The sequence below is a fragment of the Actinoplanes italicus genome, from assembly GCF_003001815.1.
Classification (GTDB): domain Bacteria; phylum Actinomycetota; class Actinomycetes; order Mycobacteriales; family Micromonosporaceae; genus Actinoplanes; species Actinoplanes italicus.
On sequence record NZ_PVMZ01000005.1, the window covers coordinates 410,627 to 426,256 of the forward strand.

A 15,630-nucleotide genomic window follows, 5' to 3' on the forward strand; every position below is an offset into this window, starting at 1 on the left:
TCCCGGCTCCGGCCACTGCGGCCCCGATCATCGGCGAAGTGGCCAAGTCAGCACCGGCACCGGGTCCGCTGACCCAGGAGCAGGCTCTCGCTCAGGCCCGTAAGTCGGGCCGGTCGATCACCGTGGACAGCGCCACGACCCCGACCGACCTGGTGACCGCCAATCCGAACGGCACCCTGACCCTGACCCGCTCGCTGGCTCCGGCCCGTAAGCGGGTGGCCGGCAAGTGGAAGGACCTGGACGCGACGCTGGTCCGCAACCCGGACGGGTCACTGAGCCCGGCCGTGTCCACCACACCGGTCGTGCTCTCCGGCGGCGGCACCGGTCCCCTCGCGAAGCTGTCCGGCGCCGGGCAGTCGTTCGAGCTCGGCGCACCCATGAAGCTGCCGAAACCGTCGATCGCCGGTGACACGGCCACCTACGCCGGCGTGCTGCCGGGCGTGGACCTGGAGGTGCGTGCCACGAAGTTCGGCGGCTTCTCCGAGGTCTTCGTCGTGCGCGACGCGGCCGCGGCCGCCGACCCGGCCCTGAAGAAGCTCACCCTCTCCACCAAGGCGAAGGGCCTCAAGCTCACCGAGGACAAGGCCGGCAACCTGGTCGGCAAGGACCGCGCCGGCCGTACGGTCCTGACCGCACCGACGCCGGTCATGTGGGACTCGGCACCACCCACCCCGGCGGCCTCGAGGAAGCTGGCCGGACTCAAGGGAGCCGGCAACCCCGCGGAGGTCGCACCCGAGTCGTCGAGCGCCGACGGTCCCGGGATCTCGGCCAAGGTGGCGCCGCTGGACATGGCAGTCGCCGCGAAGGGCATCACCCTGAACGCGGAGAAGCTGCTGAAGGACCCGGCGGCCAAGTACCCGATCTACATCGACCCCGAGTTCAACTGGCAGTCCAGCGGGCCCACCCCGTCGGGCTGGGCGACGGTGGCCGAGCAGTTCCCCGGCACGAACTACTGGAAGGACACCACCGACCCGAACAACCGGCTCCAGGTCGGCTACTCCCCCACCGGGTACAACGGCCTGCAGATCAAGGCGCGTACGCTGCTGAACTTCACCGTGCCGGTGTCCTTGCTCAAGGACGCCACGATCTCGTCAGCAGTGATCAACATGACCAACGTCTGGTCGTACAACTGCACCGCCTCGACCATCAACATGTACGCGCCGTCCACGGACCTGACGTCCGGCAACGCGACGTGGAACGCCTGGGACGGTGTCTCGCTCGGCAGCGCGGTGCAGTCCAAGAGCTTCGCCCACGGCTACAACTCCAGCTGCCCCGCCAAGGGCGAGGCGTTCGTCGTGACCAGCACCATCGCCAACGACGTCAAGAACAACAACACCACCCGGACCTTCATGCTGAAGGCGGGCAGTGAGTCCGACGTCGACGGCTGGAAGAAGTTCGACCTGTCGACGGTCAAGATGACCATCCTCTACAACCACCGGCCGAACATCCCGACCGGTCTGAAGACGAGCCCGACCACGTCGTGCTCTGCCAGCCCGTCCACCGCCATCGGTGACGGCCCGGTGAAGCTGTTCGCGACGGTCTCGGACCCCAACAAGGACACCATGGGTCTGGAGTTCAAGCTGTGGAAGACCAGCGACACCAGCCAGACCGCCCTGGCCACGTCCAACATGAAGACGTTCACGGCCGGTAACAACACGACCCCCGTCATGGACATCTCGCCGGCCATCCTGCGGACGGCGTCCGGAGTGCCGGCCGGTCAGACGTCCGGTGGCACCATCACCGAGTTCTCGTGGAAGATCCGGACCACCGACTACGCCGAGGTCCCGTCCGACACCAGCCACCACTCCAAGGACTGGTCGCCGACCTGTAAGTTCCGCTACGACCCCACACGCACCGGTGCTCCCGGCGTGACGGTCGTCGGCGCCCAGATCGGCCGGATGGTCACCATCAACATCACGCGCAACGAGAAGGGCACCGCGCCGGCCGGCTACCTGGTCCAGCTCAACGGCGGCGCTCCGATCAGTGTGTCGGCCGACGCCTCCGGCAACGCCACGGCCCAGGTCGTACCCACCCGGTTCACCAACATCGTCGCGGTGACCAGCAAGTCCGCCGCAGGCAACATCGGTGAGACCGGCACCGAGATCTTCAACGCCGCACCGGCCAAGCCCGCCCAGCCCGACGACCTGACCGGCGACGACTTCGCCGACGTGGTCGCCGTGGGTGGCGGCAACGACCTGCCGCCCGGTCTGTGGGTCGCCGGTGGTGAGAACAACGGCCAGGTGGCCGCGTTCGGCACCAACATCGGCGTGTACGGCAACGGCACCACCGGCACCAAGGCGCCGGCCTCCTACAACGGAGCACAGGTCGTCACCGGCGCGTTCACCGGCAACGGCATGCTGGACGTGATGGTCTACTACCCGACCGGCGAGAAGGCCGGCAGCGGTTCGGTCATCGGCGGCAACGGCGACGGCTCGGTCCTGCTGCCCGACTCGGGTAACCAGTTCACCGTCACCGCCGACAAGCTGCTCGAATTCAGCGACGTCACCAGTGACTATGTCCCGGACAGCCAGCCCGCGCAGATCACCGGCGTCGGCGACATCATCGGGTACGGCGACGTCTACCCCGACCTGCTGGGCATCGCCGGCAACGCCACCGCCGGCCACCACCTGAACTACTACATCACCAGCGGCCCCGCCAGCTTCCAGTTCCCCTACACGCTCACCACGGCGACACCGACCGGCGGCAGCGACTGGAACAACTGGACCATCGCCGCCACGCGGACCAGCGCCGGCACCGAGATGTACCTGTGGAACCGCGGCGCCGGGGCGCTGTACCTGTGGCGCAACCTCGACTTCACGACCGGTGAGCTGACCTACACCCAGCACACCATCGCCACGTCCGGCTGGCGTACCACCGCCGCCACCCTGCAGGCGGCCGACATCGATCGTGACGGCGACGCCGACCTGTGGACGATCGGCAGCGGCGCCACGGTCACGGCACACCTGCTCAGCGACCTGAACGGCACGCCCAAGGTCACCGCACAGCCGAACCAGACCATGGCGACCGGCAACCACCTGTGGCTGCTCAACGACGCCGAGACCGGTGTGGTGGGCTCCGGCGCGGCCAAGGACGTGGTCGGCACCATGAACGCCTCGGGCACGTCCGCCGGCGGTACGGCCACGGCCGCCACCTCCTGGGACACCGGCGACCTGTTCAGCCCCTCGGTCGAGCTCAACGGCGCCGACGTCGCCGCCGCGAGCCGGACCGGCTACCTGACCACCGCGGCACGCCCGATCCGGACCGACACGGACTTCACCGTGAGTGTCTGGGCCAAACCGCTCACCGGTGGCACCGTGCTGTCGCTGGGCGGCGCGAACACGGCCGCGCTCAAGCTCTGGGCCGATCCGTCCGACCAGTCCTGGCGGGCCGCCATGAGCCACAGCGACGTGACGAGCCCGGGGTGGGACACCGCCATCGCACCGGCCGGCAGCGCGACCTGGGGTGTCTGGTCGCAGATCACCGTCACCTACAACGCCACCTACGGCACCTTGATGCTCTACCTCAACGGCAGCAACGCGGGCCAGGCCATCCACAACACCAAGTGGACGCCCGGTAGCGGTGACGCCGGCCTGCGCATCGGTTCGCACCGCAGCGGCAGCGGAACCGCGACCGCCGGCTACTTCGGCGGCAAGATCTCCAACGTGCAGACGTGGAACAAGGTCTGGACCCGGCCGGCACCGATCCCGTCCGCGGCCGCGACCACGTTCGCCACCGGCATGGAGCCCGGCGAGCCCCGCGCCAACTGGCGCAACACCGTCGACATCGGCGCCGGGCACGGCGCGGCGATGAACGTGGGCGGGGTCTGCTGCTCGCTGACCGGACCCGAGCTGGCCACCTCCAACAGCGTGGCGGAGGCGGACGGCGCCCGTACCGGAACCGGCGTGCTGTTCTACTCCGGCAAGGACAACGACCTGACCTACTCGTACGCCTACCTGAAGGCGTTCGATCTGCGGCACCTGACCCTGCGGCGGGACGCGGTCCTGTCGTACTGGATCTATCCGCAGAGCACCGCCACCTCCGGCATGGTCAGCGGCAGCAACAGCACCTGCGTCGCGATCGATCTGGTCTACACCGACGGCACCAACCTGCGCGACTCGAGCCTCGTCGACCAGCGCGGCAACCGGGCGCACCCGGCGTACCAGTGCGGCAAGCTGACGCTGGACACCTGGAACGAGGTCGTGGTGCCGGTCGGCACGTCCGGTGTCGGCAAGCAGATCGAGACCGTGACGATCGGCTACGACCAGCCGGCCAACACCGGCGGCTACCGCGGCTTCATCGACGACATCAAGATCACCAACGTGGTGTCGGCGCCGCAGTTCTTCAGCGGCTCGGAGGCCGGCGAGCCGGCGCTGACCTGGCTCAACAGCCTGGTCGCCACCAACACCTCGGTCAACGTGGGAGGCATCTGCTGCAACCTGCCCGGCGCCGAACTCGTCGGCACCAGCACTCCACCCGGAGGCGCCCACACCGGCACCAACACGGTGATGTACTCCGGAAAGGACCTGACCGACACGGCCACCTCCTCGTACGCCTACACCAGGGCGTACCAGGTCAACAGCGTTCCCATCACACCGACCACCAAGCTCAGGTACTGGATCTGGCCGCAGAGCACCGCCACGAGCAGCATGGTCAGCGGCAGCAACAGCACCTGTGTCGCGCTCGACCTGGGCATCGTCGACCAGGTCACCGGCACCACGAGCAACCTGCGCGACAGCATGGCCGTCGACCAGACCGGTGACCGGGCGCACCCGGCCTACCAGTGCAACAAGCTCACGATGGACACCTGGAACGAGGTCGTCGTCCCGCTCGGCGGCTTCGGCAACGGCAAGCTGATCACCCAGATCAACGTCGGCTACGACCAGCCGGCCAACACCGGCGGTTACCGCGGCTTCATCGACGACGTCCGCATCAGCGAGTAGCACCCGCACACCGCTCCGGGGGTGGTGCCCGCTTTGGCGGGCACCACCCCCGGACCCGTCACACGTCCCTGCCGATCGGAGTCACAGCAACGCGTCGCAACCTCACAACATCTGCGAGGCGGGCGTCGACCGGTGGAGGCCACCAGCCACCAGCCGCCGCCCACCGCCCACCAGCCACCGGCCACCGGCCACCGGCCACCGGCCACCGGCCACCGGCCACCGGCCACCGGCCACCGGCCAGATCTTGTGAGGTTCGGCCGCCCCAGCCACCCCAACCACACAAGATCCGCCGGAAGGCGGGAGACACCCGCCGATCTTGAGAGGTTGCGCCGCCGCAGCAGCCCAAACCTCACAAGATCCGCGCAGGCGGACGGCGGACGGACGGCGGACGGGCGGACGGCGGGCGGCCGGCGGACGGCGGGCGGCCGGCGGACGGCGGGCGGCCGGCGGACGGCGGGCGGCCGGCGGGCGGCGGACCGCGGACGGGACGGGACGGCGGACCGCGGACGGCGGCGGACGGACCGCAGACGGCGGCGGACGGCGGCGGCGGGCGGCGGCGGGCGGCCGGACGGCGGACGGGACGGCGGGCGGGCGGACCGCGGACGGCGGCGGGCGGACCGCGGACGGGACGGCGGGCGGCCGGACGGCGGGCGGGCGGACCGCGGACGGCGGCGGGCGGACCGCGGACGGCGGCGGGCGGGCGGCGGCGGCTCACAGGAACGGCGGGTCAATTCAGCAGGCGGTCGAACCAGGCCCGGGTACGGCGCATCACGTCGAGCTGGTGGTTGCGTTCCCGGAAGGAGTGGCCCTCCCTCGGATAGGTCACGAACTCGTGCTCGACGCCGAAGTGACGCAGCGCCCGATGCAGGTAGATGGCCTGCCCGTACGGCACGTTGGTGTCCTCGGCACCGTGCAGGATCAGAACCGGGGTACGGATGCGGGCGGCGTACGAGACCGGGCTGACCGCGTCGTGCGGGTGCGGCCCGGTCCCCGACCAGCCGACGCTGCCGCCGAGCGCCGCCTCGAACAGCCCGTTCTCGCCGTCGGCGGCGAGCATGCCCCAATCGGCGATACCGGCGCCGACCAGCGCGGCCCGGAACCGGTCGCTCTGGCTGACAGCCCACGCGGCCATGTACCCGCCGTGGCTCCACCCGGCGATGCCGAGCCGGTCCGGGTCCGCCACACCGTCGGCGATGAGCAGGTCGATGCCGGTCAGAATGTCGGTCCACTCCTCCTGCCCGACCCGGCCCGCGACTGCTGTGGCGAACTCGTGGCCGTGTCCCTGGCCACCGCGCGGGTTGGGCAGGAACACCGCGTGACCGGCGGTGGCCAGCCACTGGGCGCTCGGCCACCAGAACAGCTGACAGGCGTCGGCGTAACGGGCGTACGGCCCGCCGTGCACGATGGTGACCAGCGGGAACGGGCCTTCCGCGGCGGTCTTCCCGGCGGGCAGCACGAGCAGGCCGTCGAGTGCGAGGCCGTCGCCGGCGCAATAATGCAGCGGCTGTTGCGTACCCAGAAGGATGCCGTTGATCTCGGGTCTGGTGTCGGTGATCTTCCGCAACGGCCCGGCCGGTGGCCCGGCGTGGACGTTTGCGGGCTCGTGGCGGCCGCCGGTGAGTGCCGCGATCCGCATGCCGTCGACGCTGACGGTGACGTCGTCGAGGCGTCCCGGATGCCGCGCCAGGACGGTGAGACCGATGGCGTCGAGGCAGGCCACGGTCGTGTTCAACCCGTCCGCGAGCACGACCAGCGGTGCCGCGCCGGTCTGGCGGAGGGCGGTCGGGCACACCGGCGTGCCCTCGGTGCGGTTGCTGCGGACTCCGCTGGTCAGGGCCAGGTCGAACACGGCCGTGCCGGCCTGCAGCACCGGCGGCGTCAGCGCGATCCAGCCGAGATGCCAGCCGTCCTCGGCGGTCCACCAGGCGAGCGAGTACGCGTCCGCGTCGACCGGTCCGAGGTCCTCGGCGCTGCCGGTGACCGGATCGAACAGGTGCAGCCGGCCGGTCCGCGGGCCGTAGTCGCTGTCGGCACTGGCACGGGTCAGCACGGCGAGCGGGCCACCGCCGGGCCGTTGCCGCAGCTCCACGACGTGCCGGCCGGCGAACACGTCAGGCGTGGTGATGACGCCGGTACGCGGATCGAGCAACCGCAGGCGGTCGTGCGCCTCACTCTGACCCGCGACCACGGCGTCGTCCCGCTCGCGGGCCCGGCGCTCGTCCTCCTCGGTGGGTTCGTCCTCGGCCAGCAGCGCGATCAGGCCGGGGCCGGCGAGCGGCAGATGGCCGGAGACACCGGCACGCCAGCCGGTCAGGACGGTGACCTCACCGCCGGCGAGAGCGTGCAGCTGCGGCGTGCCGCGTTCCGCCCGGTCGGAGAGGAAGAACAGCGTCTCCGAGTCGGCCGACCAGCACGGCTGCGACACGGTGGCCGGGTCCGAGGTGACCCGCCACGGCACGCCGTCACCGTCGAGGTCGGTGAGCCACAGCTCGGTGTCGAGACGGTCGCCGGTCACACAGCCGGGCGAGACGATGTGGCAGAGCCGGCGCCCGTCCGGTGAGATCACCGGCGCCCGCGGAACACGGCCGTCGACCACGAGTTCAGCGCTGAGCTCCGTCATGCGGGCCAGTCTGCCAACATCGATCGCCCTCGGCCCGCCATTAAAATCCTGCCATGTCGCCTCGTCCCACCCGCAGACTCGTCCTCGAGCTACCGGCTGATCTCATGGACAGGATGGCGGGCGCCGCCGAGCTGTCGCACCGGACCGTGGACCGGTTCGTGCAGGACGTGCTCGCGGCCGAGCTGGACCGCTACGACGCCGCGTTTCCGCTGCCCGCCCCGGCGCAGGACGTCCAGCAGGCCCTCGACGCCAATCCGGCGGCGGCCGAGTTCTTCGCCACGATCAGCCGCACCAACCATGCGGCCATCCTGAACAGGATCGACGAGGCGAAACGCCCGGCGACTCGGGCGAGGCGCATCGAGCAGGCGATCGCGATGCTCCTGGAGGGCAGGACTCCCTACCGCGACTGACGCGCCAGGCGAGCCGCACCGTCAGCGGGCGTGCCGCAGCGCCCAGTCGAGGACCTCGTCGGCGATCTGCTCCCAGCCCTTCTGCGCGGGCAGCAGGTGGGCGTATCCCTCGTACTCCCGGCGTTCGGTGATGGTGTCGGACTTGTAGTGCCTGGCGTTGGACTCCTGGATGGCCGGCGGCATGATGTGGTCCTCGGAGCCGGAGACGAACAGCAGCGGCGCCCGGTCGTCGTTGCGGTAGTCGACCCAGGTGTCCTGGTGGCCGGGCTGGAAGTTGGCCAGGACGCTGCCCCACAGGATGCCGCCGTTGGCCGGGATGGCGTACCGCTCCCAGAGCGCCCGGGACTCCTCGGGAGTGAACGTGTTGGTGAACGCGTATGTCCACTCCTCCAGGCTCAGCGGCACCGCCCGGTGCCGGTTGCCCGGGCTCTTCAACACCGGGAACGTCGACTTGACCTGCGAGAGCGGCACCACCCGCACGCCCTCGGTCGGTGCCGAGTTCAGGGCGACACCGGCCGCGCCGTAGCCGTGGTCGAGCAGGATCTGGGTGAACGCGCCGCCCGCCGAGTGGCCCATGATGATCGGCGCCTCGGGCAGGGCTTTGATCACGTCCTCGAGGTGGGCGATGATCTGCGGGACCGTGACGTTCACGATCGGTGACGGGTCGGCGTTCAGCGCCTCCACCTCGACCTCGAAACCGGGATACGCCGGCGCGATCACCCGATGCCCCTTGGCCTCGTAGTGGGCGATCCAGTTCTCCCAGCTACGCGGGGTCACCCAGAATCCGTGGACGAGAACGATGGGCTTCATGCGAGACATCCCTTCGATGAGGTGTGCGGGTCGTGACCGGCCTGCTTACTCAACGTAAGGTTGAGGGGCGTCCGTTCGCGTACGTAGGTCTACGTACTGTGCGAGTTCCCCGCGCGACTTGATGCCCAGCTTCGGGTAGATCCGGTACAGGTGTGTGCTGATCGTGCGCGGCGACAGGAACAGGCGCTCGGCGATCTCCTTGTTGCTCAGTCCGTCGGCGGCCAGCCGGGCGATCTGTTGCTCCTGCAAGGTCAGCGATCCGGCGTCGTCGCCGGCCCGGCGCAGCGACTCACCGGAGGCGCGCAGCTCGGCGCGGGCGCGCTCGGCCCAGGGGGCGGCGCCGAGCGCGTCGAAGGTGGCCGCCGCCGACCGCAGCAGCGGGCGTGATTCGGCGGAGCGGCGCCGGCGGCGTAACCACCCGCCGTAGGCACGTTCCAGTCGGGCCCGCTCGAACGGCCACTCGGACAGGTCGGCGGCCAGGGCCGCCTCGTACGTCCGCCCGTCCCCGGACAGCACGGCTTCGGCATATCGCAGCGCCACCACCAGCGACGGCGAGGCGGATTCCCGTGCCACGCCGGACAGCCGGTCGATCTGCGCCCGCAGCGCCTCCTCCTGCCCGCTCCAGATGGCGGCCTCGATCAGGTGCCCGAACGTCACGAGCGGCAGGTACGCGTGGTGAGCGACGTCGCCGGGGTCGAAGATGCGGCACAGCTGGGCGTACGCGTCGGCAGGCCGTCCCGCGGCCAGCGCCGCGACCCCGCGGATGAGCTGGACGAGGGCCAGCATGGGCAGCCTCCCGCCGGGCAGAAGCACCTGTTCGGCCCGGTCGGCGGCGTCCAGGGCGGCATCGGTGTCGCCGGCGAGCGCGTGGGCGTGACCGAGCGTCAGATGTGCCGTCAGGGTCCACGCGGGCTGGCCGGTCTCGGCGGCGAGCGCCGCGGCCTCGGCCGCTGTCGGACGGGCCATCCGGGTGTCGCCCTGGCACGCGGCGGTGAAGGCCTGGCTGGTCAGCAGCTGGGCGAGGACGCCGACCCGGCCCTGCGCGCGGATGCCGGCAACCGCGGCGGAGAAGAACTGGGCCGACAGCGGCAGCGCCCCGATGCCGCCGGCGCTGAGTCCGAGGTGTTGCTGCTCGGCCGGGGTCAGATCGAAGCGGGCCCGCAGCTGTGTCATCCGTTCCAGCGTCACCGCGCCGCGCTGCACCGGCGCGATCAGTCCCACGGCCGCGGTCAACCGCGGGTTCTCCTTGGACGAGTCGAACTCGTCGGCGACGGCGAGGTAGGCCTGGATGGTTTGCACGGGCGGGTTGGACCAGTAGAAGCGGAGGCTCATCACGATCAGCGCGTCGATCGCCCGCTGCTGGTCGCCGTCGCGGCGCAGCGCGTCGATGAGCTCAGCGAACAGCATCAGCCGCGCGGTTCCGGACCACCCGGTGATGAAGAAGGCCTCCCGCAGGTAGGACAGCCAGGCCTGGTCGGCGGGCCGCAGGTGCTCCTCCGCGACATCGTCGATCAGCTGCCGCGCCGCCGCGATGTCGCCCTGCTCGGAGGCGACCTCGGCGGCTGCCAGGAGCCGCCGGCCGCGTTCGGCGGGGTCCTCGCTCAGCTGCACGGCACGCTGGAACGCGGCCAGGGCAACACTCGCCGCCTGGCGGTCACCGGCGCGGGTCGCCGTCTCGGTCAGTTCGCGGGCCAGGGCCTCGTCGGGGCCGGCCGCCGCTCCGGCGCGGTGCCAGACCCTCCGGTCGAGGTCGGTGGCGATCACCTCGGCGAGCGCGGCGTGGACACGACGCCGATCGGCCACGCCCGCCGACTGGTACAGGGCCGAACGCAGCAGCGGGTGCCGGAACCGTAGCCGGTACGTGTCGTCGACCCGGACCAGCCGGGTGGTGACGGCGGGTTCGATGTCGGCCACGGTCACCGGCCGTCCGGCGAAGCGGCTGCCCGCCGCGAGTATCTCGTCGAGACCGTCGCCGTCGTCGAGGGCCGCCACCAGGAGCAACGACCGGGTGGCCGGCGGCAGTTCGGCGACGAGGGCGGTGAAGGTACGTTCGACGCGGGTGCTCAGCGGCAGCCACGACGGCAGCAGCGCCGCTCCTCCCGAGGTGGCCGCGACCTGGCCCAGCTCGACCAGGCCGAGCGGGTTGCCGGCCGCCTGCGCCAGCACCCGGTCCCGCAGCGGCGGCGACAGTCCGGGCGCGACCGTGTCCAGCAAGGTTCCGGAGTCGGCCGGGGTCAGCGGTTCGAGCCGCTGTTCGGGTAGTCCGGCCTGGGCCAGGAGCCGGTCGACGTCCTCACCGTCACGGATCGTCAGCACCATGGCGACCGGCTCCGAGCCGAGACGGCGGGCGGCGAACGTCAGCGCCTCCCAGGAACCGCGATCGAGCCAGTGCGCGTCCTCCACGGCGATCAGGGCCGGCTCGTCGCGGGAGCCGATCAGTGCGAGCAGGGTCATGGCCGCGGTGTAGGGCGACTCGATCCCGGTGCCGCCTGCCGACCGGTCCCCGCCGAGCAGCCACCACAGGCGGTGCAGTCCGGCGTACGGGATGTGCACCTCGGCCTGGACACCGGCCACCGCGGCGACTCGGACACCGCGGGCAGCGGCCAGCTCGCAGCCGTACGAAAGAATCGTGCTCTTGCCGATGCCCGCCTCGCCGCACAGGACCACCGCGCCACCCGCCTGCCTCTGCGCCTGATCGATCAGAGCGGTGACCGCCGCGATCGGGACATCGCGTCCGACGAGCATTCAGACTCCGCGTGCGGAAGGGTCGAGCTCGCGCCAGCGGGTCGGCGTGCAGCCGTATCGCTGCTTGAAAGCGCGAGCGAACGACGAGTGGTCGGAGAACCCCGACGTCCGGGCGATGGCCGCGACCGACACCAGCGCGTTCGCCGGATTGGTGAGCGCGCGGGCCGCCCGATGGAGCCGTTCGGTGCGGATCCAGTCGCCGAGGCTCACGTCCATCCGGGCGAGCACCGCGTACAGATAGCGCTTGGAGATGCCGAAGTGGGCGGCCAGCAGGTCGGCGCTCATGCCGGGGTCGGTGACATGCTCGCGGAGGAACATCATGATCCGCGTACCGAGGGTCTGGCTGAGCGGCTGCCGGCTGAGGAACTCGTCGCCGCCCGCGGTGGTCAGCAGCGCCCGCAACAGCCCGATCGTCGGGTCGGCCAGTGACGCCGCCTGGGCGTCGGACAGCTCGGGGAGCCCGGCCAGGTCGGTCACGTGCCGGCGGAACATCGGTCCGAGCGGGCTCTCGCCGATGTTGCGGACCATGACGTCGCGCAGAAACAGGTGCGGCAGGCCGAGCTCGCTGAGTGCGACGGTCAGCGACCAGGCCTCGACCGGCTCGTCGGCCTGCAGCCGCAGGGCGCCCCGGCTCGAGTACGGCACCATCGATCCGGACGGCCTGCGGTCCAGGCGGTCGTCCTGCTCGATCCTGTATGCACCGGACGAGATCGTCAGGATCAGCCGGGGCTCGTCGTCGCGGCGGGCGAGACTTGCCGACCGGAATCCGTAGAAGTTGCCGAGCCTGGTCCGGGTGACGTTGAGGCCACCGAAGTAGCGGTCCATGTGCCGGAACCGGACCAGGCGTCCCCGGTCGGCGGGCCGCGCCCGGAACGGCACCGAACAGGCGCGGGCCGCCTCGTCGAGGATGTCGGCCCGCAGCGACGGCTCGGCGTCGGTCAGATTGAAGTGGCGCACCGTACCGCCCTTCCCCAACTCGCGCGGCCAGCTCGGGAAGCCTATCGCCGCACGCTCGGGCGACGCGCCCGGCGAGGTGTGCATCTTTCTGTGCGAGACGTGCACCGCAACGGGGGCCACCGCCGGCCGACGGCGATAGCGGCCTGGCTCACGCCGGCGCGCTGCTCGCCGTCAGTGCAGATCCGCCATGAACTCGCCGGGGTGATCGGGGCAGACGAACAGGCGCAGCTCCCCGAAACGGCCGACCGTCGTGCCGACGGTGTCGTCGCTGGCGATCGTGAACAGCAGCACCAGCATCCGGCCGCAGACCTCGCAGCCGAACGAGTTCACGCCGGTCAGATGCCAGGTCGGCCAGCCGCCCACCTTCCAGCCGGAGACGCGCGTGATGACGTCGCCGCCGCCGGGGCTCGTCCGCTCGACCAGCTGCCGCAACCGCGGCAGCAGGTCCTCGGGAAGCTCCTCCCGGAACGGGAAGTCGACGATCGGCTCGGTCGTGATCGTGCACGGCGTCAGCACGTAGAAGTCCTCGTCCTGGCGCGCCGGCTTCGGCGGGGCCGCGAGAACGTCCCCGACATCGGCCTCCCGGCGCCACCGCAGCGCGACTGCCGGGCTGTCCGGAGCCTGGTTCGGGGCCGACTCGTCGTGGCCGTTCGGGCACCACAGGATCTGCAGCACATCCAGGCCTTCCGGCCACCAGGGACCGGGCACGTCGCGGGCGAAGATCTGCGCGACCGGCACCATGGACACCGGGGGAAGACCGGAGGGCTCGAAGTCATCGGGTACGGAACACGCGGGCCACGGTTCGTCCCGGGGCCAGAGCAGCGGCCCACCGAGCGAACTGTCCCGCACCCCCGGCATGCCCGGCTCCGCGTCGATACGGACGGCGTCCCTGCCGTACGGCTCGAGCTCCGGCATGATCCTCAGGATCTCGTCGACGGGCGGACGCTGCACAGACACTCCTTCACACGGCGGGCGGGGCTCCGTACCGTACTGCAGCAGTGATCATCAGCGCTGCCCCAGCGGACACGACATGGCGCGCTCGATGACGTCAGGATGGTCGGGGTGGGGCATGGACTCATCGGTCATCTCGAAGCCGTGACGCCGGTACAGCCGCTCGGCCACGGTGTTGCCGTCCACCACCCACAGATCGACACTCGGGTGACCGTTCTCGGTCGCCCAGGCCACGACCTCGCCGACCAGCAGGTCACCGACGCCCCTGCCACGCCACTCCGGGCGTACCCACATGCTGTAGAGCTCCACCGCACCGCCGCGATCCTCGGGCACCCAGCCACCCACCAGCCCGGCGTCGTCGTCCGCCACGGCCTTCAGCCCGCGAGCGGGGTCGAGCCGGTCACGCCAGTCGCTTTCGGTATAGCCCTGCTCCCTGGCCAGGGAGGACGAGAACGCACGTGGCGATTCCGCCAGCGCGGCCAGCCTCACCTCACGCCAGGTCCGCCAGTCATCGGGTCCGAGACGACGCATCAGCCGTTCCTTCCGTCGGGGTGCGCCGACGCTATGGACTTCCCGCCCACACCACAACCGAAATTGGCCACCCGGCGCTCCCCACCGGCGAGCCACAGGTCACCATCTTGAAGGCACCGCAGGAGCGCAGCCCGCACCCCGATAGGGTCGGCCGGTGGCTGGGGGCGACAAGCGCTGGGTGAAGAAGGCGGAGAGCGACGGAATCGAGGAGATCGCGCTGCTCCTCCTGGAATGGCTCGCGGAGCAGGGTGTGGACGCCATGCTGCGTGTCGACGCCCAGCGGCTCAGCGACCGGCGGCCCGCCTGGACATTCGCGGCCGGTGGTGGGCCGCTCAGCGTGGGGGTGCGTGCCGACGGGGCCACCGCCGGGCAGTGCCTGGCGCGGGCGGTGGCTCAGCTGCGGGAACGGGGCGTGGAGGTCCCGTACTGATCCGTATCGGACGCCAAGGCCCCGGCCGGCCACCTGCACCATCGCCGCAGTCGGGTCCTGCCCGTCAGGTCATCGGTGACGCCGTACGGCTCCGAGCCTGCGATGTCCCTCCGGAGCTGTCGCGGCGGCGATAGCGTCGGCCAGCTCGCCGACGGTCTCCAGAGACGCGAACGCCTCGAAGTCGACGGCGATGCGGTAGTGGTCCTCGATGGCGATCAGCAGTTCAAGCTCGTCGGCACTGGTTTGGCCGAGGTCGGCGAATCGCGCGTCCGGCGTGATCAGCCGGTCGTCGATGTTGACGACTTTGAGCAGCAGGGTGGTGAGCTCGTCGGGAACGGTCGTTGTCATCTCGGATTCTCTCCCTCGTTGCGGCGAACCAGTGGGCGGGCGGTGACCTCGCGGGCGCACCGTTCGGCCAGGTCCCTCTGCCGCCGGTCGGCGGCGGCGAACTGCTCGGGGTACGCCCGCTCGTACCGCGCGTACCAGTCCTGCTCCTTCAGTGCTCGCAGCACGGCGGCGTCTCTGGTGTCATCGCCCTTGCTGTGCGGGCCGAGCCGGATCGTCTCGAACTCGATCACCAACGGGCGCGGATGTGTGCGCACCCGCATCATCGGCTGGCGCAGCCGCTTGCGGATGGCGGTCACGTCCGTGCCCCGCACGCTGATGTGATCGATACCGAACGCGTGTGCCCGGCCGGTGATGCTCCCGGCGAGATGCTCGGCGGTCGGGGTGGACTGCGCGATGCCGTTGTTCTCCACGACCAGGACGAGCGGCAGCCGCCACAGCGACGCCATGTTGAGCGCCTCGTAGATCGCGCCCTCACCCCAGCTGCCGTCGCCGATGTGAACGAGTGCGAGCTGTCCCGGCTCACGACGCTTCAGCGCGAGGGCGGCACCGGCGGCGACCGGCACGTTCTGGCCCTGAACACCGGTGGACAGGAAGCGGTCACGCCGCAGGTGCTGGCTGCCGCCGATGCCGTGGCAGACCGCACCCTCGCGCCCCATGATCTCCGCGAGCAGACTGTGCGGGTCACCGAACCGGGCCAGGTAGTGCCCGTGGCCCCGGTGGTTGCTGAATACATGGTCGGCGTCATCGATCAGCGGCCTCAACGCCACCGGCACGTGTTCCTGGCCCAAGCAGGTGTGCGTGGTGCCGCCGATGAGGCCCGACTCGAACAGGCGCAGCAACGTCAGCTCGAAATGTCTGGTCATCAACAGAAGATCCAGGTCGGCGTCC

At 70.9% G+C, this 15,630-nt stretch carries 11 protein-coding genes; 3 read left to right on the forward strand and 8 right to left on the reverse strand.

Annotated elements, in window-relative coordinates; genetic code table 11:
• The first annotated feature begins 38 nt into the window (after positions 1 to 38).
• Positions 39 to 4,940, forward strand: a complete 4,902-nt coding sequence (locus CLV67_RS15690; RefSeq protein ID WP_106318876.1) for a hypothetical protein — start codon at positions 39 to 41, stop codon at positions 4,938 to 4,940.
• 727 nt (positions 4,941 to 5,667) lie between these two features.
• On the opposite strand, the gene CLV67_RS15700 is transcribed toward CLV67_RS15690, so the two are convergent.
• Positions 5,668 to 7,560, reverse strand: a complete 1,893-nt coding sequence (locus CLV67_RS15700) for a prolyl oligopeptidase family serine peptidase (RefSeq protein ID WP_106318880.1) — start codon at positions 7,558 to 7,560, stop codon at positions 5,668 to 5,670.
• A 53-nt stretch (positions 7,561 to 7,613) separates the two neighbouring features.
• On the opposite strand from CLV67_RS15700, the gene CLV67_RS15705 reads away from it, so the two are divergent.
• Positions 7,614 to 7,970: a YdeI/OmpD-associated family protein gene (locus CLV67_RS15705; protein ID WP_106318883.1), complete on the forward strand. Its 357-nt coding sequence runs from the start codon at positions 7,614 to 7,616 to the stop codon at positions 7,968 to 7,970.
• 21 nt (positions 7,971 to 7,991) lie between these two features.
• On the opposite strand, the gene CLV67_RS15710 is transcribed toward CLV67_RS15705, so the two are convergent.
• From CLV67_RS15710 to CLV67_RS15730, 5 genes are all read right to left on the reverse strand, one after another.
• Complete coding sequence (locus tag CLV67_RS15710; protein WP_106318885.1) at positions 7,992 to 8,780, reverse strand: alpha/beta hydrolase; 789 nt, start codon at positions 8,778 to 8,780, stop codon at positions 7,992 to 7,994.
• A gap of 45 nt (positions 8,781 to 8,825) precedes the next feature.
• Complete coding sequence (locus CLV67_RS15715; RefSeq protein WP_106318887.1) at positions 8,826 to 11,525, reverse strand: helix-turn-helix transcriptional regulator; 2,700 nt, start codon at positions 11,523 to 11,525, stop codon at positions 8,826 to 8,828.
• A complete protein-coding gene (locus CLV67_RS15720; RefSeq protein ID WP_170153882.1) occupies positions 11,526 to 12,482 on the reverse strand; it encodes a helix-turn-helix domain-containing protein in 957 nt (318 codons plus the stop codon).
• Positions 12,483 to 12,653: 171 nt separating this feature from the next.
• Complete coding sequence (locus tag CLV67_RS15725) at positions 12,654 to 13,433, reverse strand: hypothetical protein (protein WP_203736982.1); 780 nt, start codon at positions 13,431 to 13,433, stop codon at positions 12,654 to 12,656.
• A gap of 54 nt (positions 13,434 to 13,487) precedes the next feature.
• Positions 13,488 to 13,964, reverse strand: a complete 477-nt coding sequence (locus CLV67_RS15730; RefSeq protein WP_106318891.1) for a GNAT family N-acetyltransferase — start codon at positions 13,962 to 13,964, stop codon at positions 13,488 to 13,490.
• Between the two features lie 154 nt (positions 13,965 to 14,118).
• Between CLV67_RS15730 and CLV67_RS15735 the strand changes: the two genes are divergently transcribed.
• Complete coding sequence (locus tag CLV67_RS15735) at positions 14,119 to 14,394, forward strand: hypothetical protein (RefSeq protein WP_106318893.1); 276 nt, start codon at positions 14,119 to 14,121, stop codon at positions 14,392 to 14,394.
• A gap of 69 nt (positions 14,395 to 14,463) precedes the next feature.
• On the opposite strand, the gene CLV67_RS15740 is transcribed toward CLV67_RS15735, so the two are convergent.
• Positions 14,464 to 14,742 carry a phosphopantetheine-binding protein gene (locus CLV67_RS15740; RefSeq protein ID WP_106318895.1) on the reverse strand — a complete coding sequence of 93 codons (279 nt, stop codon included), beginning with the start codon at positions 14,740 to 14,742 and terminating at the stop codon, positions 14,464 to 14,466.
• Positions 14,739 to 15,605 carry a thiamine pyrophosphate-dependent dehydrogenase E1 component subunit alpha gene (locus CLV67_RS15745; protein WP_106319135.1) on the reverse strand — a complete coding sequence of 289 codons (867 nt, stop codon included), beginning with the start codon at positions 15,603 to 15,605 and terminating at the stop codon, positions 14,739 to 14,741. The genes CLV67_RS15740 and CLV67_RS15745 overlap by 4 nt, the downstream gene beginning before the upstream one ends.
• Between the last annotated feature and the right edge of the window lie 25 nt (positions 15,606 to 15,630).

Excerpts from the sequence above, each read along its gene's own strand:
- CLV67_RS15740 (WP_106318895.1), bottom strand. The coding sequence starts at position 14,742 with ATGACAACGACCGTTCCCGACGAGCTCACCACCCTGCTGCTCAAAGTC.
- CLV67_RS15705 (WP_106318883.1), top strand. The coding sequence starts at position 7,614 with ATGTCGCCTCGTCCCACCCGCAGACTCGTCCTCGAGCTACCGGCTGAT.
- CLV67_RS15745 (WP_106319135.1), bottom strand. The coding sequence starts at position 15,605 with ATGACCAGACATTTCGAGCTGACGTTGCTGCGCCTGTTCGAGTCGGGC.
- CLV67_RS15700 (WP_106318880.1), bottom strand. The coding sequence starts at position 7,560 with ATGACGGAGCTCAGCGCTGAACTCGTGGTCGACGGCCGTGTTCCGCGG.
- CLV67_RS15710 (WP_106318885.1), bottom strand. The coding sequence starts at position 8,780 with ATGAAGCCCATCGTTCTCGTCCACGGATTCTGGGTGACCCCGCGTAGC.
- CLV67_RS15715 (WP_106318887.1), bottom strand. The coding sequence starts at position 11,525 with ATGCTCGTCGGACGCGATGTCCCGATCGCGGCGGTCACCGCTCTGATC.
- CLV67_RS15730 (WP_106318891.1), bottom strand. The coding sequence starts at position 13,964 with ATGCGTCGTCTCGGACCCGATGACTGGCGGACCTGGCGTGAGGTGAGG.